Source organism: Microbulbifer maximicatervae (SeqCode), assembly GCF_056231245.1.
Genome location: NZ_CP174334.1, coordinates 1,516,294 through 1,535,025 on the forward strand (window position 1 = coordinate 1,516,294; position 18,732 = coordinate 1,535,025).

Consider the following 18,732-nt stretch of genomic DNA (forward strand, 5'->3'; position numbering starts at 1 on the left):
ATTTACACAATTACAATATATTGTTTTATATAATATCACATTGTATATTGTTGGTGTAGTGAATACGGGAGAGCAGAAGATGGCTCATGAAGAACACTGTGCCCGGGTGCAGCCGTTCCTGGATCGGGATACAGAAACCTGGAGCTATGTGGTGTACGACAGGAAAGGGGGTTCCGCCGCTATTGTGGACTCTGTGCTGAATTTTGATTCAGCCTCGGGTCGCACCAGTAGCCGAGGTGCTGAGGAGCTGGTGTCATTTATTCAAGAGAAAGACCTGACTCTGGAGTGGATACTGGAGACTCATGCCCATGCTGACCACTTATCAGCGGCACCGTTTTTACGCCAGCAATTGGGTGGACGTATCGGGATCGGTGAACACATTTGCCAGGTGCAGAAAATCTTCCGCGATGTATTTAACCTTGAGCGGGAATTCCTGGCAGATGGTAGTCAGTTTGATCATCTCTTTAAGGATGGTGAAACCTTCCAGGTCGGTAAGCTGATAGCGAAAGTGATTTACAGTCCCGGTCACACCCCTGCAGATATGGCCTGGCTAATCGGCGATGCGCTTTTTGTTGGCGATACCTTATTTATGCCGGATGTTGGCAGTGCGCGATGTGACTTCCCCGGCGGCGATGCGTCAGAGCTGTATCGTTCAGTGCGTAAGATTTTGTCCCTTCCCGACCAAACCCGCATGTTTATGTGTCATGACTACCCGCCTAAAGGTAAACGGGGCTATCAGTGTGAGACCAGCGTGGGAGAGCAACGCAGGGAGAATATTCATTTGCGCGATGGGGTTGCCGAGGAAGATTTTGTCGCGGTGCGCCGCAAGCGCGATGCCACTTTATCTGTGCCGCGGCTGATAGTACCGTCTGTGCAGGTGAATATTCGTGCGGGGCAAATGCCCCCGGCAGAATCGAATGGCACCGTTTATTTGAAAGTGCCGCTTAATCAGCTTTAGACGAAATTATTGATCGATATATTAATTCAGTTGAATGCATAGAACTGAGGTGACAATGAATATTAAACAATTAGATGAACAGGTGAGCGTTTCTGAGCATATAACCTGTGAAAGTATGGTGCCATTGGCTCAGAGTGGGGTGCAAGTTGTAGTATGCAATTGCCCGGAAGGTGAGAGTGAGACTCACCCTTCCTATGTGGAAATGGAGCAGGCCGCATTGGCGGTGGGCATTAAATTTGTGGCTATTCCTTTTACTCGCGGACGTTTGATGCGGAATCACTGCGAGGCATTTCGTGATGTTTTGCAGGAAGGAGACAAAGTGCACGCGTTTTGCCGGACGGGAAATCGTTCCAGCCAGGTATGGGCCGGTGCCAAGATCCTGATGGGGGCAGATAAAAAGCAGCTCAATTCCCAGGCACAGGCCGCAGGATTTGATATTGGCGCTGTGCTGATATCGATTGAACCCTAGCTCTAAAGTGCAGCACTTTCGGTGCTGCAATTCACCCCCTTCTTTTAAGGCGATAGAACTCAGGCCGTAAGGCCAGAGCGGAAAACAGATCATGGCGATGCAGCATCTCACCAGATGGTTTCCCATTCTGGCTACTATTCACTCCTATAATCGGCAGCTGCTAACCCAGGACCTACTGGCGGCTTCAATTGTTACCGTGCTCCTTATTCCCCAGTCCCTTGCTTACGCTTTGCTTGCCGGATTGCCACCTGAGGTGGGCCTCTATGCGAGTATTGTTCCGCTGCTAGTCTATGGCTTGTTAGGCAGCAGTCGAACACTATCCGTAGGACCTGTAGCGGTAATCTCCTTAATGAGCGCCGCTGCTCTTGGAAAGGTAACAGCGAGCGGTGAGGTGGACTACCTCACTGCAGCAGCGATATTGGCGCTCTTATCTGGAGGAATTCTCACAGTATTAGGTATATTAAAGTTAGGTTTTCTCGCTAACTTTTTATCACACCCGGTAATCTCCGGCTTTATAACTGCCTCTGCATTATTAATTGCACTTAATCAGATTACCCAATTGCTGGGGCTATCGGTCCATGGAGATACAATATTAGAGCTGTTGCCTGGCTTGTTTGAAAAATTGGGAGGCTATAATCAGTTGACCTTGTTAGTCGGTTTGGGGGTGGTGCTATTTCTATACCTATCTAGAGCTTGTGCGGCAAAACTATTGCAAAGATTAGGAATCAGAGCTGATACCGCTAATCTTCTGTCTAAGTCATCCCCCGCAGTAGCAGTGCTGATAACCGTGTACTTCTCATATACTTTTAACCTTGAAGCATGGGGAGTAGCCCTTGTTGGCAGTGTTCCTTCGGGGCTGCCTCAATTTAGCTTGCCAAAGCTGTCGCTTTCCCTATTTGAGTCACTTGCGTTACCTGCGCTAATGATTGCTATCATCGGCTATGTAGAATCGATATCCGTGGCAAAGACTTTAGCCGCAAAACGTAGACAAAGAATTGATTCCAACCAAGAATTGGTGGCTCTAGGATTGGCGAATGTTGGGGCAGGTTTTTCTGGTGGATTTCCGGTAAGTGGTGGCTTCTCACGCTCAGTTGTAAATGCTGACGCGGGAGCACAAACACAGTTTGCCAGCCTATTTACCGCAATAGGCATTGGATTCACGGCTCTTTTTCTAACGTCACCACTATATTTTCTTCCGAAAGCTACTCTTGCTGCCACTATTATTGTTGCAGTACTTTCACTGGTAGATTTTTCTATCTTGCGTAAAACTTGGCAATTTTCCAAGGCGGATTTTCTTGCTGTAGCGGTGACAATCTTCGTTACTCTATTATTTGGCGTTGAGTCGGGGGTGCTCTGTGGAGTGGGTGCATCGCTATTATTATTCATTTGGCGCGCATCAAAGCCTCATATTGCAGAGGTGGGATTAATCGAAGGCACTGAGCATTTCCGCAATATAGATCGACACCCAGTTAAAACTGCTTCTGAGATTCTTACTTTTAGAGTAGATGGCCGTCTGATGTTCTCTAATATAAGTTCATTGGAAGAGCGTATTTATAGCCGTCTAGCAGGTAATTCCCAGGTCAGGCATGTTATTCTGATGTGTAGTGCAGTCAATGAAATTGATTGGAGCGCCTTAGAAGTACTGGAAAGTATAAACAGTATCTTACTTAATAGAGGTGTTCGACTTCATCTTTCTGAAGTTAAAGGTCCGGTGATGGATCGTTTGGAGAAAAGTAGCTTTTTACAAAAGCTCTCTGGCGAAGTATTTTTAAGTCAGTACCAGGCATTTGTAAATATACAGGTGAGTCAAGGAGGTAACACATAGATGCCTGGAAACCTTCTAGGTTTCCCCCTTGTTGATTTAAGAGTCACCTGTCAAGACTTATCACTTGAATTTTTAATGCTCTCACTTTTTAAATGGTCGATAATTAGATCGATTTGGGCCTGATTGTCTTTGATTAGTTGGTCTGAATAGTCCTTTAACTTTGGGAGCTTCTTATGCTCAAATATGCCGATAAAAGGCTCTCGAATTTCGATATTTAGATAGTCGTATTCTATCCTCCCTTCTTCAGATAAAGACTTTGCAATTTCCAGTGTATGGAGCTGGTGTGTATCCATTGAGCGCTGCATATTTGTTAATGCATCTCGAAACCAGTTTATTTGTCCCCAGTTTTTCAATGTGTCGTAGTTTGTTGTTGAGCTAAGGAGTCGAGGGCTGCCAGCACCTAATACCAGGATGTAATAATTTTTATCGGGAAATTCGTTGATAACATCTCGAAGAATCATACTGGCCGGGTTGTTCATAGCTATAGCTGCATCTGCAAACACACATTGGGATTCGTTTTCCGATTCTGAAAATTCAGGCTCACAATGCTGGATACCTTCATCTTCTGAATAATTGAATACGACAGGCGGAAAAGCAGTTTCAGCACTTACCGCAGCTGTCATTAATTGATAAAGCCGATCGGTGGGGAGATAATTAACTGTCTCACCTTTGTTCTTGAAAAGATGTATCTGTCCGTCCTTTAAGTTTAAAGAAGGAATGATTACGTAGTTCTCAAGTTCAGTAAAGTTAAGGTCTTTAGTATAATGTTTTTCCATTACCTCATGTAATCGGCTGCCAAAGTAAGAGGGTGAAAACAGACCGCCTGCGGTTAGGAACTTGTGATACCAAGGGGGAGAGAAAAGGTAATTTACTTCGTTCTCATAGATATCAACCAGATAGTCGAGATGGGATAGCTTTTGCCCGTTTCTGCTGGGAATAGCTTCATCAGGAATATTGAGGCCTGTTGCGATAATGGCTCCAGTGGAAACCCCTGAAAAAACGTCGAACACCTGATCAAGGGGCTTCCCTAATTTGTCTTCAATATACTGCAGTACATGTAGAGGAATTAAGCCTCTGACTCCTCCGCCTGCTACGACGAGGATATTAATCGTGTCTTTTTGCTGGAGATAATCGGTATTGTGAGTAAGATCATACGTGACCGACTCTCGGGGGAATGTGGTTGTTTGCGTAAAAAAATTGTTATAAACGTAGGCGAAAAAAGCATAACCAACAGCAAGATACACAAGTGCAATAATAGTCTTTTTGAAAGAGGCGTTGAACTTACTTGCCATGTTGTACCCAAAACCATCTATTCCTTATGGGTTTTGCCTTTTTAAAGACAAACTCCCAAAGGTATAGTAACTTTTATTTTATATCTTCAAAGACTGAATGGTAATAAAACAAAATCTATAAGAAATATAGTAAGGAGTTTACGCGGAGCTTAAGTAGAAAGTGTAATTGTTCTAGATGGTGGTGACTTGTCTCGAAATCCGACGCTGGTAAGCTCCGCCTTTCTATTGATATAGCATATGCAGTGATATCTAGCGGAAGTAATGCGGCTAGATTATATATCTTGGTTTTTGAAATTAATGTGTTTGGGTTGTAACAAATAATTCGCACGGTCTTGCCGCAAATGAAACAGCGTAGTAGTGGAGCTGTTATCCACAAGTCAAGTGTTTAGGGGAGGATTCGTATTACCTTTTATTGGCTCATATAATGCTACCAAGCACGCGATAGAGCGAATCGGAGAAAACTACCGCGTGGAGCTGGCTCAATTTGGCATTCAGTCTCTAATTGTTCAGCCTGGTAAGCATTCATTTGGAACAACTGTTGATGGTACAGGATTAAATTCCATGATTGGGAAAATTAACAAGGCCACAGAAGAGACGATGCAAGAAATTTATTCAGCTTATGGGATGAGCAATATGTTCCAGATTAAGTAGCTTTGCTAATATAAATAATTGCTTGGCACTTCAAAGAGCAAGTTGATTTTTAGCGGGTTTGTGAGGTGCTTATTTGTATAAGAGTTAATTTTTTAATGGCTGCTTTCAGGGTTTCCATTTTAAGGTTGTTTGCTTAAAGTATTTGCTTGCATGGAATGCTATTCCGAAATAAGGCCATTTAATATACGCATATATTCATTAACAAATAAATCAATACTATGCCTGCTAATCAATGGTTCACAATACCCAAAAACAAAGACCGAATTACGGTAAGTGGTAAAGGTTGCAGCCATTAATGGATTAATGCCGTTAGTTAGAGTAATCATCGGCATCTGAATTTCAAAGTACTCCATTTCATCAGCTAAAAAGGGTATGCTGCCTCCATTGGAAACAATAATCCCTGCGGGAAATGATTTGTGCTGTGCTGTGATTTCAGTAGCCATATGGGTTATATCGCTCATCTTATAGTCTGAGCTGAGATTTTTACTCATAGGTCTTTGCTTGAGCAGTACCGAAATGATTTGATTTTGTAGCATTTTGGCAACATCAACAACATTGGCAGACTCTATATTTGGGGGGAGCTTCAAGCTAGCAGTTTCGGAAAAGGCTCCAATATGTCCTAAGGGAATGTTAGGGGAGCATAGCCCCCTGGCATCCATCGATAAAGTGACTTCTGTTAATTTTTTGTCAACCGGTACTGCTCGCGCGGCAATAGATGCAATGGCACAGTAAATTGCAGTAATTTTTATGCCGTTACTCTTGCCCCAATTGACGAGTTTTTGAGTTTTTTCTGGCGGCATAACATATGAAATAGCACAGGACTTGCGCTCTTTGGGGGCGACTTGCTTTTCTACCGGCCAGATGAAATCGTCAGTGTTCTTATGTTCAACTTCTTTTTCTCCATAGTATCCAGCTGACTCTAGCTGGCTTGCAATACTCTCTTGTAGTGGTAGTGACTTGGTCTGTTCAAGTGTTTCGTTAGATCGCAGAAATTTGTCTAAATCTGAAAATATAGTCATTACTGATCTGCCATCAAATGCCGCATGAATATTGATGACGGAAATCCACTCTACGAGACCTCCTTTGTTGAGGTAGAGCTTTATGCTGTATACATATTTTTCACTGTCCAGGCAGTTTATGCCGTGATCTCTAAACTCATCCTCTAAATTGAGGGTATCACCAACTTGGCATATATTTAACGGGATATCATTGAAGTCAACGTCGCAAATCCAGCGAAGTTTTTCCCCTCTTTGGATTCGAGCGCGTAGAAGAGGGTGGCGTTTGTGTAGGTACTCTAATCCTGTGCGTAAAGTGTCAACACTTAACGATTTGCAGACTCTAATGAAAGAAACAAATTGTAAGCCACCATAGGAGAGTCTTGTCATCTCTATAAATAAGGCCTCTTGTGGGCCAAGTTCTCGAGATGGAGTTTCTAAACTCATAAAAGACACCGATCAAAATATCGACGATCTTGATTATTTGGGGTCAGAGCAGCATGAGTGCCGCATTCGGGAATGTATCCTGAGTTGCTGTCAAGGATAGTATTACTCCGCAATTGACTACTTCAGTGCACCAAGCTGCTTTAGGAATCCATATTTATCCCAAGTGACCCAAGCTTCGACTATTTTGCCGTCCTGAATCTTGGAGAATTCTACGGCATCCCAGGTGATTGTTTTTTTGGTTGGAGATTCCCCCATAAACGAGCCGACATGATTAGCGCTGACTGTAACATGGGTTGCGACTAAATTTCCTTCAGCTACTTGCTTGGTACTGACCGCCTTGATGTCTTTGAAAGCCTTGTGAAACTTAGCCACCTCTTCTTCAAATTGTTTGAGGTTACGCTTTTGTGGGCCTGCGCTATCCGTTGTCGCAGAATCCAGGTTGTTTATATAGTTAGGAGATAAAATTGTCTTGGGATCTATCTTATTGCCGCTTAGCCACAACCCCACAGCTTGCATTGCGAGTTTTTTATTCTCTTCTAAGTTATTTGGCTGTGCCGCCACCAAATTGGTGATACTGAATAAAAGGGCTGTTAAAACCAAACAGGAAGCTCGTTTGAACATTTGATAGATTCCTTTCTACATAAATTAGGGTGTGTTTCAGGACGTCTTGTAAACGACATTAAAAATGAGTAAAGAATTGTGTCATCTCCTATTATGGACACATATTCCATAAGGTGAATCGATATTCAGGTAGTTTGGCAAGCTGTCCATCTTTAGACTTTACTGGATTAAAAGTATGCCGCTAAAATTGATGTTTCAGATTAGCAGCAGAGTATTTATACGAGGTGAGTAATAGAGATGCTGCTGCCAGCATGGTACCTGGCAGCAGGTCATACGGCCGACCTACAAACTTAGCATTTCTCGTAAGCGAGTAGCGGGGCGTCTTGCAGCCTCTATTTCTTTTCCATCATTCATCGTTATTAGTAGTCCGCTGTTGACCCATGGTTGAATATCCTGAATAAAATTCAGGTTTATGATTTGCTGGCGGTTGGCGCGAAAGAAAATCTCAGGATTTAAACGCTGCTCAATTTTAGATAATGATTTATAAATAAACGGTTTGTTGTTATCAAAGAATGCTTGAGCATGATTTCCACAGTTTTCAAAATAACGGATATTTCCTATTTCTATTAGCCAGCAACGTTCTCCGTCCTTGATAAAGATCTTGTTGTTGGTGTCTAGGTAGTTCGATGAGTGATTATCATCCTGTAAGGAAGAATCACTTAGTGTTTTGTTAAGGGCCCGCTTTAATTTTTCCGGGTTGATTGGTTTGAGGAGATAGTCTAATGCGTTGACTTCGAATGCTTGTATGGCGTATTCGTCATAAGCCGTTGTGAAAATAACTTGGGGTGCAGTTTCAAGCTGTTCTAGTATATCGAAGCCTGTCCCATCTGGTAGATTAATGTCTAAAAAAAGTAAGTCTGGTTGTTCTTTAGAAATCAGAGAAACTGCCTGCTCACAATCTTTTGCCTCTGCAACTAGGTTAATATTTTTGTGAGGCTTTAACAGCTCTCTCAATTCATTGCGAGCGAGTCTGGAATCTTCAATAATAATGGCTTTCACTTATTATACCGCCAACTGTAGAGATGAAGTAGGAATATGGCATTGGGCAATAACTTGCTGCCCTTGTTGCTTTATCTGGAAGGATGTGTTGTTACCATATTGAAGAGTCAATCGTTTTTGTATATTTGCTAGTCCCAACCCGGTATTTTCATTTTTCTTTTTGCTAAGCTTTGTTTCTATAGGTGCGTTTAGTTCTAAGGTCCTTGGGTTAGCTACCGTGATGACTAGTTGTTCCTCTTCATGGGATACTCTTATGGTTACTTCACCGCCATGCTTGGACTTTTCAATTCCGTGGCGTATCGCATTTTCTGTGAGCAGTTGGATAATAAGAGGAGGGATTCGTTCTCCCATCAACTCTGGATCAGTTATCAACTTGAAAGTCAAACGATCTTCATATTGTATTTTGAGGAGGTCGATATATTGACAAACAATTTCCAGCTCATCTCTGAGTGGCACGGTTTTCTGTTTATGTGCCATCAATGTATATCTCAGTAGATCAGAGAGGTTTGTCAGCATCGTTCTTGATTTAGTAGCATCCTCAAGAATTAAGGCCCGAATATTGTTTAGTCCATTGAATAGAAAGTGTGGGTTAAGCTGCCCCATAAGTGCTGCCATTTTAACCTCATTGAGCTGTAGGTTAAGTTGAATGGCTTCCTGTTCAGCTTTGAGTAAACGGTCTTGATTAACTGCTGTAATATAAATTAGGGTCCAGCTTACTAATAAAATAGTCATGATAAGCCAGTTGCCAAGTACGTTGTGCCAAATTGAGCCGGGAGTGGTATATCCCATTAAATTATAATATGAGAATAGAAAAATAACTGAAATATAGGCACATAAAAATGCGAGTGATATTGAGGATAGAAAGAAGTAGGGCCACTGTTGCCTCCAGTTTTTATCTAAGAGGTCAAAGCGATAAATCATTTCCCGGATGATTAGCGTTAAAGCTCCGCAGGTTAATATCAGAGTGAGTGCATGTATGGCGAGCTGCTCGAAATTTTCATCGGTAAGTAACCCGCGAGAAATGGAGTTCACTAGGGCGAATATTAGCCAGCCGCCAAAATGGTACACTAAGAATTTTGGCGTAGGTGCGGGGGACTTCAGTAACTTCATAAATTAATACATGTTAATAAAGTGGCCCCTTGTTCTGGGGCCACAGAGTTTAGTTGAAAATAAAATCAGAATCTCTCGTTCAGCCAGATTGACATCGTCTCAAGTGCAATAGGGGAAAAGGTTTCCTCTATTTCCGCATACTCAGCATAGTTACCTGTTTCGGCTGTTTGAAAGAGATGATTCATTTTATCGAGTTCAATAATTTCATAATCCTTATGATTAGATTTAATCAACACCTTTTCTATATTGCCCAAGTTCATTTCCGCATCAACTTGAAAATCCAGTGAGCCGTTAAGAGCCAAAATAGGACATTTTGTACCCTCTAAATAGGGCTCAGGGTTGAAGCTCAATGCATAACGAAACCAAGGGGTGGAATACTGTTTTTTAAGTACCTCAACTTGAGCTTCCAGTTTGCCTCCTTTCAAGCCTTCGAGTTCAACAGTCTTATAGAGATATTGGTGCAACTCATCACTGATAGTTCCCCCAATGGGAAGATGAGCAAATTGTTCAAAAATAATTTTATCAAGCTTGCGTAACTCTTGTAGGTTTTTCTCAGTTACACCGCTGTGCTTTCTATCCCTGTGCCACTGGTCGAAAAAGAGCTCTTGTAGTTTAACCCCTGGACCGCCGAGAAGAATTGTAAACGCAATATCATCACGACTGCTGGCTACCATGGGGGCTATCATCCCCCCCTCGCTGTGCCCAATCAAGCCCGTTTTACCCTTGGGGAGATCGTTACGACTGTTCAGATAATCCACAATTGCACTGGTATCATTGGCAAAATCTTCGGTAGTTGCCGTGGAGAAACTCCCGGTAGAGTCACCAATTCCTCGTTCATCATAACGCAATACCGCGTACCCTTGCCGGGTTAAATAGTCGGCAATTACCGCAAATGCTTTATGGCCGAATGCGGTTTCATCCCGGTCTTGCGGCCCCGAACCACTAATCAGGATCGCGGTGGCTTTTATCCTTGAGTTTGGTTTGGTCAATGTTCCAGAGATTATATTATTTGTGATTGTACTTTTAAAACTTACCTCTTCAACGGTATAGGGATAGGGGCCTGTTGGTATTTGTGGACGGTTATCCGGTTTAGCAGTATTTATCTTTCTGAAGTTAAGAGTCTGTGACTTCCCTTGAGTAAATGATCCGAACATAAGCTCAACTACTGGGTTGTACGCCCCCTCGTAGCTGATTTGTAAGTCTTCAATTTCGAAGGATATGTTGTTGCCGCTAATGTCCAAGGATGACATCTCTATGCCATAGGCATTTTGTGAAGGGCTATCCAGTACGCCCGTCCATTTATCGTTATCCTGATCAAAATGGAGGACAATCGGAAGTACCTTGTCACTCTCTGTTTGGATAGTGGCCTTCCATTCTCCATCAATGCCACCAGCACTTGCTGTAGTAGAAAACAGGCCGGCGGCTAAGAAAAGCGACTTTAACTTTGCTTTTGTCTTTGAAAATCTAGTTTGAATATATCGCACAACTATTCTCTCTGTGTTCACCTGCTGAATGCTTGCCATCTTAGAGGAATCTTTTTCTTCTGGATTAAAATTAGGATAAGTGGCGAATAGGGCTGCTGAACGGCGAGGAAGTCTTGGCTATCCTTTGTCTAGTTATGCGTGGGGTAAAGGTATGTTGCGTCATCAGATAGAGGCGACCCATCCTGATAGATGGGACGGAGAGACTAACTAACGGTGCGGATTGTACCTATGACGAACACGAAGTCGCCTATATAAGTTGGTAAAGAACTTGGGTTATTGCTAGGTATGTGGATGTAAGGGAAGAGTTATTTGGGAAATAACTCTTTGGAAGATGGTCTTTCGGTGCCAATGAGTCCATGGGTGCTGCCCATTTATGGGCAGCACTGCGAGATGAAGCGTTTACTGTAGAATCACACCTACGTTTGCGTTTCCGGTTTGATTGGCAAAAGCAGATTGCGCATCGCCAATTTGCGTTGTTGTCTGGGCGTTACCCACACCATTTTGGTAAGTTTGAGCGGAAGAACCAATACCTGTTGCCGTAATATTGGCAAAGTTAGAAGTTCCGAGCTGCTCGGTCAGTGCGTAGTGATCTGAACCCGTCTGGTTATGAATGGCAACATTGTTGTCGCCAATTTGCCAGAGACTGCTCTCGTGATCATCGTTGGTTTGAATCACATTTAGGGTGTTGGTAGTACCGTCCTGATATGAGGAGGAGTAATTGGAGTCTCCATTGACTTGATTGTGGGTCGCCAGGTTGGAGTCGCCGAGCTGATCTACATAGACTTCACTATTTGACGTCAGTGTTTGGGTAACAAATGCAGTTTGGTTTACCCCAGCTTGAGTCACCACAATAACATCATCGGTACTATTGGTTTGAGTTAAGGTTGCACTGTGGCCATCCCCATCTTGGGTAATGGACATGGTGCTACCGTCAACAAATGACTGGAGAGTGAAGACGTACTGATTGTTGTCTCCTTGATTGATCTCGATATAGGCGCCTACAGAGTTATCCTGATAGGACTCGGCGGTATTCATATCGCCAGTTTGGTTATGAATAATCGTGCCACCATCACTGTTAGCGGATTGCTCCGCATAGCTGGTGTTGTTATCACCGATCTGAGTTTGATCGATGGTATTGTTTGTGGCGGTTGGATCACTTTGATCAGCTGTTGCAGTGTTCCCAAGACCTTCTTGGTAAACCGTTGCAGTATTGGTGTCGGCGATAACGCCCTGGCTAATGATTGCCAGGGCAATACTGGCGGCTAGAGGTGCAATATTCTTCATCAGTAACTCCTTTAGTGATGAGACTGTACGACGAATGTCGTTTTCCATTGCATTTCAAGGTTGAAGTCGTATCAATCACCATACACTAGCCTGATCGTCAGAATTTGGTCGACAACCTGGCGGATACTCCTTGTGAATGGGGTTGATACAAGTATGAGTTTGATAGATGGCCTAGATAGGCGCTATGAGAGGTAAGTGCTGATTTAGTGGGACATTAGTTTAATGGGAGGTTTTACTTATTGTCGGTGTGAAATTCTTGCTGAAGAAAGCTTGATAGAAGACTGCCGGTAACAATGTATGAATTAACTTAAAAGGTATTCTATTGCCCAAATGATAGTCATTGAGAGAAGGCGATACAGAACTTGATTATCGCCTTTAGTTTTGAGTTATTTAGGGTTTAATTTATTCTAAACATGAAGGGTCACGGGTAACAAAAGTATTACCTATCCAAGTGTTATCAGTGCAAGTTGGATCGTTGGGTGAGTAAAGGTCAAAGATCCCATTGTTTAAGGAGGAGTTAGATAAGACGGTATTACCGTCGGCGCTTCCACTTTCAATAGATATTCCGTAGTCATTGTTATCACTTACACTATTTACACTAATGGTGTTGTTATCAGCGCTCTCAACCCTGATACCTGTCACGTTATTTGTCACTACATTTTGAGAAATGAGATTAGAGTTGGAATCTATCTCAATGCCAACGTCTGTACTGTTATCAATAACATTCAATATAAGGATATTTGAACGACCATCGGGATCGAAATCAACACCGTCACCACCAGCATTTGTGATTATATTGCTAGTAACATTGTTTGAGATTCCTGATCCTACCCATCAACGATGGACACTCTCTTAAGCGATAAACTACGCAGCAGAGGTGCTCTATGACAAGATCAAATAAACCAACCAAAACCACTCGTAAACAATACTCAGAGGAGTATAGGAAGGATGCCCTAGCACTGGCGCTCAAGGTCGGGGTAAGCGTTGCCGCTAAACAGCTTGGATTGCATCCTTCCCAGATTTACGGATGGCGAAGTAAGTCTAAGTTACATCAGAGCCGAGGGGATGCGGAGAGAGAGCTGGCCACAGAAAATGCTCGACTTAAGCGGCAGCTGGCTGAGCAGGCAGAGGAGCTGGCGATCTTAAAAAAGGCCGCAGCGTACTTTGCAAAGAGCCTGAAATGAGGTACGCCTTCATGCAAAAGCACAGGCATGAATTCAGCATCAAAGCGATGGCCAAGGTATTGGGCGTATCTCGCAGTGGCTTTTATAACTGGGTTTCAAGATCGGCTGACCAATCCAAGCACCAGCAGTACCGAATGCAGCTCGATAGCTTGGTACAGCAGCGCTTTATAGCCAGCAAAGAACGTAGCGGCGCCCCTCGTCTGACGAAGGAGTTGGCCAGTGAGGGGAGTAAATATAATCAGAAAACAATTGCTGCCAGCATGCGTCGACAGGGCCTACGGGCTAAAGCAGGCAGGAGGTATAAAGCCACAACCTACTCAAAACATGGTCTGCCAGTAGCTCCAAATTTGCTTGAGCAGAACTTTAATGCTGAAGCGCCGAATCAGAAATGGGCTGGGGATATTACCTACCTACGAACGGAAGAAGGTTGGTTATATCTGGCTGTAGTGATAGACCTATATAGTCGGCTGATTATTGGTTGGGCGATGTCAGAAACGATGACGGCTACATTGGTCTGTGACGCCCTTCAAATGGCTTTATGGCGACGTAAGAAACCTACGAATGTTATCGTGCATACTGACAGGGGAAGCCAGTATTGTTCTAAAGATTATCAATCTTTAATTACAGCGTATGATCTGCGGTGCAGCATGAGCGCCAAAGGTAATTGCTATGATAATGCTTGTGCAGAAACGTTCTTCCACTCACTTAAGGTAGAAGCAATCCATGGTAACCGCTTTCCTACAAGGTGCCTCATGCGAGAAACCGTATTTGAGTATATAGAGATAGACTACAATCGAAATCGCTTACACAGCGCCAATGGCTATCTCAGCCCTGAGGCGTTTGAGGAACAACTAGTCGCTTAGTGGTGTGTTCGTTGTTGATGGGTAGGATCATCCCTCTAGATATATTCCATCTCCACCGGTGCTATCGATAGTATTTCCGATGATTTGGTTATAATTAGCGGGATCTTCAGTTTCTATACCATTTCTGGAGGTTACGCCATCAGATTGTATCTGGATGCCGGTGACAAAGTTACTATCGCTTGAAATAAGTACTCCTACTCCATCAGGATCATCTATATCAACACTTGTAACATAGTGGGACCCATCGTCTTGTAACATAATAGAGTTGTTACAGTTATCGATAACTCCAGAGGTTAAACTAGCAGATAGGCCATTTAGGAGTATGCCGTCGTCTGTTGAGGCAGAGCACGTAACAGTAAATCCATCCATATCAAGTCCGCCCAAGGGACCGGTAATTGTTAGTGCGGGATTAGTGGCACAGACTAAGTCCTGAGTCAGTGTTTCTTGGGAGGTAATGGTATCTCCACAGCTAACAGCATAGCTTTCGAAGGAAATTGCTATTCCAGCAGCGGGCAAAAGAAAATAGGCAAGGGCTAATTTTAGTTTTTTCATACTTTCCATTCCTTGTTCGCGGTTGTTATGTTATTGAGGGTGATTCATTTTCTATGGTTAGATTGGATGAGTGCGTAAGCTGGGCTAGCGTTACTTTTACTATTATTAGCTTTTTTATTTGTTTTCGATAATATTTAATTTAAATTATGGCTTTGATTTTAAAACCCATTGTAAATATTGAATCTTACTTTCAGTAAGGTTTATGGGTGTCTGGAACTTTTGCGTAATACTTTTTTTCTGGTAGAAGTCAGTTTTAGCTTTATCCCATTAGTGCTGGCATGGTTGTAATTTGGGGGCTATGAAGATGTGAGTATTGATTTCACTCTCAATCCGTTATCGGGGAGTATTAGCTACGAATGATTGCTAAGAGATTCTTTACTTTTTTTATACTTTATAAGTAAGCAATATACCGCTCGGCTATTGCTTAACTAGATAATTTTATGGATTTAGTTTGGCAAAGCCTCAATCCAAGCAGTTAGGGTCATTAATGGTAGAACTATTGCCAATCCAGTTGTTCGAAGATGTGCAGTTCGGATCATCAGGGGAGTAAAGGTCGAATATACCATTGTCATTGGCTGTATTAGATAAAATGTTATTGAATTCTGCGCTAGTTCCCTCGATCACTATGCCATAGTCAATGTTATTGTCAGCTTCATTGCTGCTTACTGTATTGCTGTCACTGTTATTGATTCTGATTCCAGTGGTGCTGTTCGATATACTATTTTGAGAAATGAGATTTGAATCTGAACTTACAGATATTCCCACATCTCCATCGCCATTGAGAGTGTTGAATATTCTCGCTTTACTGTCACTGATTATAGTGTTAAGTAGGATTAAGTTGCTCCCTCCATCGGAATCAAGAGCTATGCCAAAATCACCAGGGTTAAGAATTTCATTTCCGGTGACTGTATTGCTTCGCCCCTCGATATATATTCCTGAAAATCCCGGGAACTCTAGAAAATTTCCAGTGATCTGATTGAGGCTTGCGGGATTAGCTGTTTCTATGCCTATTGCATATTGCGTACCATTAAAAGGTATCACGATGCCGGTAACAAAATTACTGTTACTTTCAATACGTACGCCCACACCTACAAGATTGTTAATCTCAATATCACTGACAAAATGAACACCATCTTCCGTAAGTGCTATTGAGTCATTGCAATTGTCTATTACGCCGTTAAACAGGCTTGCAGCTAGCCCTGTTAGATAGATGCCCTCATGTAATGGTTCTATACAGGTAACAGTAAACCCATTTAAGTTCAGCCCGCCACCGGGGCCGTCAATTGTGAGGGCTGGATTGGTTTCGCAGGAGAGGTCTTCTGTGAGGGATTCCTGGGTAGTAATCGTGTCACCACAGCTCACAGCAAAACTGTTTGAGGCTAAAGGTAATCCAAAGGTTGGTAGCAGGGTTAAAAATAGCGTTAGGCTTGGCTTCTTCATGGGGGGCTCCCAAGATAATGAGTCTATTATTTACTCTAAAGTTTTCTTTCGATTAGTAATTGATAGGTGATGCCAAGTGGTATTTTATAGGGTTTAATCAGTTTGTTTTTGGTTTGTTAATAATATATATAAATTAAAGGTGCGGATTTAGTGTCCATTATAAATATAGGTTTATAAATGGCGCATGATATTTTATGTGGGCTCAGGTCTTAGCTTGAAATCTGTTCTCCTATATTGTCCATGCTTAAAGTGAATATAAAAAAGGGCCAGTCAATGACTGGCCCTTTTTAACGCTTTGGTGTTATTCAACCGAAGACCTAATCAAGTAGTCAAATGCGCCCAGCGAAGCAGTTGCACCTGCACCCATAGAGATCACTATCTGTTTGTAGGGGACAGTGGTCGCATCGCCGGCGGCGTAGACGCCGGGGACTGAAGTTGCGCCGCGCTCGTCGATCACGATTTCGCCCATGCGATTCATCTCTATATCGGTTTCGTTAAGGAACTCCGTATTGGGTACCAGGCCAATCTGTACGAAGACGCCTGCCAGGTCGAGTTGCTTGTTTTCACCGCTCTCTCGATCGGTATAGGCCAGGCCGTTAACTTTGTTGCCGTCGCCGAGTACTTCGGTGGTTTGCGCATTGACGATAATATCAATGTTATCCATTAACTGAGCCTTGCGTACCAGCACCTCGTCTGCACGCAGTTTATCGGCGAACTCCAGTACGGTGACGTGCTCGACGATTCCGGCGAGGTCGATCGCTGCTTCGATGCCCGAGTTGCCGCCACCGATAACAGCTACGCGCTTACCTTTAAAGAAGGGGCCGTCGCAATGGGGGCAGTAGGCTACGCCCTTGGTGCGGTACTCCGCTTCGCCAGGTACCCCCAGTTCTCTCCAGCGGGCACCGGTAGCCAATACTACAGAGCGGCTGGATAGGGTAGCACCGCTTTGTAGTTTGATATCTACCATTTCGTTGCGTCGCAAGTTGGCTGCGCGTTGATCGGTAATGATATCAACACCATACTCTTTTACGTGTTGCTCAAGGCTGGCTGCGAGCTTGGGGCCCTCGGTATAAGGTACAGAGATAAAGTTCTCGATGCCTACGGTATCCATTACCTGGCCGCCGAAGCGTTCTGCCACTATGCCAGTGCGAATGCCTTTGCGAGCGGCATAAATAGCAGCCGCTGCGCCCGCTGGGCCACCCCCTACCACTAAAAGATCGTAGGGTGCTTTTTCATTCAGTTCTTCAGCTTTACGCTCGGCTGCGCCAGTATCCAGTTTTCCAACAATCTCTTCGAGGGACATCCTGCCTTGGCCGAAGTGTTCACCATTGAGGTAAACCGCAGGTACAGCCATAACATTGCGCTTTTCAACTTCCTCCTGGAACAGGCCACCGTCGATCATTTCGTGGGTGATGTTTGGGTTGAGGGTTGCCATCAGGTTCAGCGCTTGGACAACATCCGGGCAGTTTTGGCAAGAGAGGGAGATATAGGTTTCAAAGTGGAATTCACCCTTCAGGTTTCGTACCTGCTCCAGTAGCTCCGGGTCTGCTTTTGAGGGATGGCCCCCCGCTTGCAATAGTGCCAGTACGAGTGAGGTAAATTCATGTCCCAGGGGAATACCGGCAAAGCTAACCCGGGGTTCCTCTCCGGCAGGGGCGATGGCCATACTCGGCGTGCGCTTGGCTTGACTCTGCTGTGCAGTAATTTTGTTGGAGAGTCCGGAGATTTCATCTACCAGCGCCTCCAGCTCTTTGGATTTTTCACTGTTATCTGTGGACACACGAATCTCGATCGGTTTGACGATATTCTGCAGGTAAGTGTCCAGTTGTTTTTTCAGGTTTGCGTCCAACATCGGTGTGTCCTTTCTCTAACAATTTAAGGCTTGGTTGTGGCCCACCTTTTGATGGGCCGGGTCAGAGGTATTTGGGTTAAATCTTTCCTACCAGATCTAGGGAGGGGGCTAAGGTCTCTTCGCCTTCTTTCCACTTGGCCGGGCAGACTTCACCGGGATGAGCGGCGATGTACTGGGCAGCTTTGATCTTGCGCAACAGCTCGCTGGCATCGCGGCCGATTCCGCCGGCAGTGATCTCGACAATTTGGATACGGCCTTCCGGGTCGATTACAAAGGTGCCGCGATCGGCTATGCCTTCTTCCTCGATCATCACACCGAAGTTGCGGGTGATGGTGCCGGTGGGGTCGCCGATCATCGGGTATTGGATTTTGCCGATGGTGTCGGAAGAGTCGTGCCAGGCTTTGTGGGTGAAGTGGGTATCGGTAGATACGGAGTAGATCTCAACGCCCAACTTCTTGAACTCTTCATAGTTGTCCGCCAGATCGCCCAGCTCAGTGGGGCAGACGAAGGTGAAGTCTGCGGGGTAGAAGAAGAATACGGCCCACTTGCCTTTAACGTCGGCGTCGCTGATATCGAAGAAGTCGCCGTTTTGATAAGCCTTGGCGTTAAAGGGTTTCAGCTGGGATTCGATGTAACGTGACATGGATAGCTCCTTATTTATCACTGTCTTGTCGGTCGTTGTTTGGAAGTGGGATCAATACTATCG

Annotated in this window: 17 protein-coding genes; 5 read left to right on the plus strand and 12 right to left on the minus strand. The window is 44.0% G+C overall.

Going from position 1 to position 18,732, the window contains the following annotated elements; translation table 11 throughout:
* Window positions 1-79: 79 nt before the first annotated feature.
* From ACJJIS_RS06600 to ACJJIS_RS06610, 3 genes are all read left to right on the plus strand, one after another.
* On the plus strand, window positions 80-958 hold the full coding sequence (locus tag ACJJIS_RS06600) for an MBL fold metallo-hydrolase (protein ID WP_475709760.1): 879 nt from the start codon (window positions 80-82) through the stop codon (window positions 956-958).
* A gap of 55 nt (window positions 959-1,013) precedes the next feature.
* Window positions 1,014-1,427 (plus strand): protein tyrosine phosphatase family protein, encoded by a 414-nt coding sequence (locus ACJJIS_RS06605; protein WP_475709761.1) that lies wholly within the window; start codon window positions 1,014-1,016, stop codon window positions 1,425-1,427.
* A gap of 97 nt (window positions 1,428-1,524) precedes the next feature.
* Window positions 1,525-3,252, plus strand: coding sequence for a SulP family inorganic anion transporter (locus ACJJIS_RS06610; protein ID WP_445361991.1), 1,728 nt, complete (start codon window positions 1,525-1,527; stop codon window positions 3,250-3,252).
* Between the two features lie 50 nt (window positions 3,253-3,302).
* On the opposite strand, the gene ACJJIS_RS06615 is transcribed toward ACJJIS_RS06610, so the two are convergent.
* Complete coding sequence (locus tag ACJJIS_RS06615) at window positions 3,303-4,544, minus strand: patatin-like phospholipase family protein (protein ID WP_475709762.1); 1,242 nt, start codon at window positions 4,542-4,544, stop codon at window positions 3,303-3,305.
* Window positions 4,545-4,901: 357 nt separating this feature from the next.
* On the opposite strand from ACJJIS_RS06615, the gene ACJJIS_RS06620 reads away from it, so the two are divergent.
* Entirely contained in the window at window positions 4,902-5,195 is a 294-nt protein-coding gene (locus ACJJIS_RS06620; protein ID WP_475709763.1) for a hypothetical protein, read from the plus strand.
* A gap of 158 nt (window positions 5,196-5,353) precedes the next feature.
* Here the strand turns inward: ACJJIS_RS06620 and ACJJIS_RS06625 are convergent, their stop codons facing one another.
* The 7 genes from ACJJIS_RS06625 to ACJJIS_RS06655 form a co-directional block, all read right to left on the minus strand.
* Complete coding sequence (locus tag ACJJIS_RS06625; protein WP_475709764.1) at window positions 5,354-6,637, minus strand: condensation domain-containing protein; 1,284 nt, start codon at window positions 6,635-6,637, stop codon at window positions 5,354-5,356.
* Window positions 6,638-6,754: 117 nt separating this feature from the next.
* Window positions 6,755-7,258, minus strand: a complete 504-nt coding sequence (locus ACJJIS_RS06630; protein WP_475709765.1) for an ester cyclase — start codon at window positions 7,256-7,258, stop codon at window positions 6,755-6,757.
* A 282-nt stretch (window positions 7,259-7,540) separates the two neighbouring features.
* On the minus strand, window positions 7,541-8,257 hold the full coding sequence (locus tag ACJJIS_RS06635; protein WP_475709766.1) for a LytR/AlgR family response regulator transcription factor: 717 nt from the start codon (window positions 8,255-8,257) through the stop codon (window positions 7,541-7,543).
* A 3-nt stretch (window positions 8,258-8,260) separates the two neighbouring features.
* Window positions 8,261-9,367, minus strand: a complete 1,107-nt coding sequence (locus ACJJIS_RS06640) for a sensor histidine kinase (protein WP_475709767.1) — start codon at window positions 9,365-9,367, stop codon at window positions 8,261-8,263.
* A 65-nt stretch (window positions 9,368-9,432) separates the two neighbouring features.
* Window positions 9,433-10,890, minus strand: a complete 1,458-nt coding sequence (locus ACJJIS_RS06645) for an alpha/beta hydrolase family protein (RefSeq protein WP_475709768.1) — start codon at window positions 10,888-10,890, stop codon at window positions 9,433-9,435.
* 360 nt (window positions 10,891-11,250) lie between these two features.
* The gene (locus ACJJIS_RS06650) at window positions 11,251-12,135 is read right to left on the minus strand and encodes a hypothetical protein (protein ID WP_475709769.1); all 885 of its coding nucleotides are present in this window, start codon (window positions 12,133-12,135) and stop codon (window positions 11,251-11,253) included.
* A 402-nt stretch (window positions 12,136-12,537) separates the two neighbouring features.
* Window positions 12,538-12,954, minus strand: coding sequence for a NosD domain-containing protein (locus ACJJIS_RS06655; protein ID WP_475710338.1), 417 nt, complete (start codon window positions 12,952-12,954; stop codon window positions 12,538-12,540).
* Window positions 12,955-13,019: 65 nt separating this feature from the next.
* Here ACJJIS_RS06655 and ACJJIS_RS06660 point away from each other — a divergent pair.
* Window positions 13,020-14,182 (plus strand): IS3 family transposase gene (locus tag ACJJIS_RS06660; RefSeq protein WP_475709770.1). Its coding sequence is split into 2 segments (ribosomal slippage): window positions 13,020-13,278 and window positions 13,278-14,182, totalling 1,164 coding nucleotides; the frame shifts between segments, so codons are not numbered across the junction.
* A 27-nt stretch (window positions 14,183-14,209) separates the two neighbouring features.
* On the opposite strand, the gene ACJJIS_RS06665 is transcribed toward ACJJIS_RS06660, so the two are convergent.
* The 4 genes from ACJJIS_RS06665 to ahpC all read right to left on the minus strand — a co-directional run bounded on the left by ACJJIS_RS06665 (window position 14,210) and on the right by ahpC (window position 18,669).
* Complete coding sequence (locus ACJJIS_RS06665; RefSeq protein ID WP_475709771.1) at window positions 14,210-14,734, minus strand: hypothetical protein; 525 nt, start codon at window positions 14,732-14,734, stop codon at window positions 14,210-14,212.
* Window positions 14,735-15,196: 462 nt separating this feature from the next.
* A complete protein-coding gene (locus tag ACJJIS_RS06670; protein ID WP_475709772.1) occupies window positions 15,197-16,174 on the minus strand; it encodes a right-handed parallel beta-helix repeat-containing protein in 978 nt (325 codons plus the stop codon).
* A gap of 301 nt (window positions 16,175-16,475) precedes the next feature.
* Window positions 16,476-18,026 carry an alkyl hydroperoxide reductase subunit F gene (ahpF, locus tag ACJJIS_RS06675; protein ID WP_444933702.1) on the minus strand — a complete coding sequence of 517 codons (1,551 nt, stop codon included), beginning with the start codon at window positions 18,024-18,026 and terminating at the stop codon, window positions 16,476-16,478.
* Window positions 18,027-18,102: 76 nt separating this feature from the next.
* On the minus strand, window positions 18,103-18,669 hold the full coding sequence (gene ahpC / locus ACJJIS_RS06680; protein ID WP_444884410.1) for an alkyl hydroperoxide reductase subunit C: 567 nt from the start codon (window positions 18,667-18,669) through the stop codon (window positions 18,103-18,105).
* Window positions 18,670-18,732 lie beyond the last annotated feature (63 nt).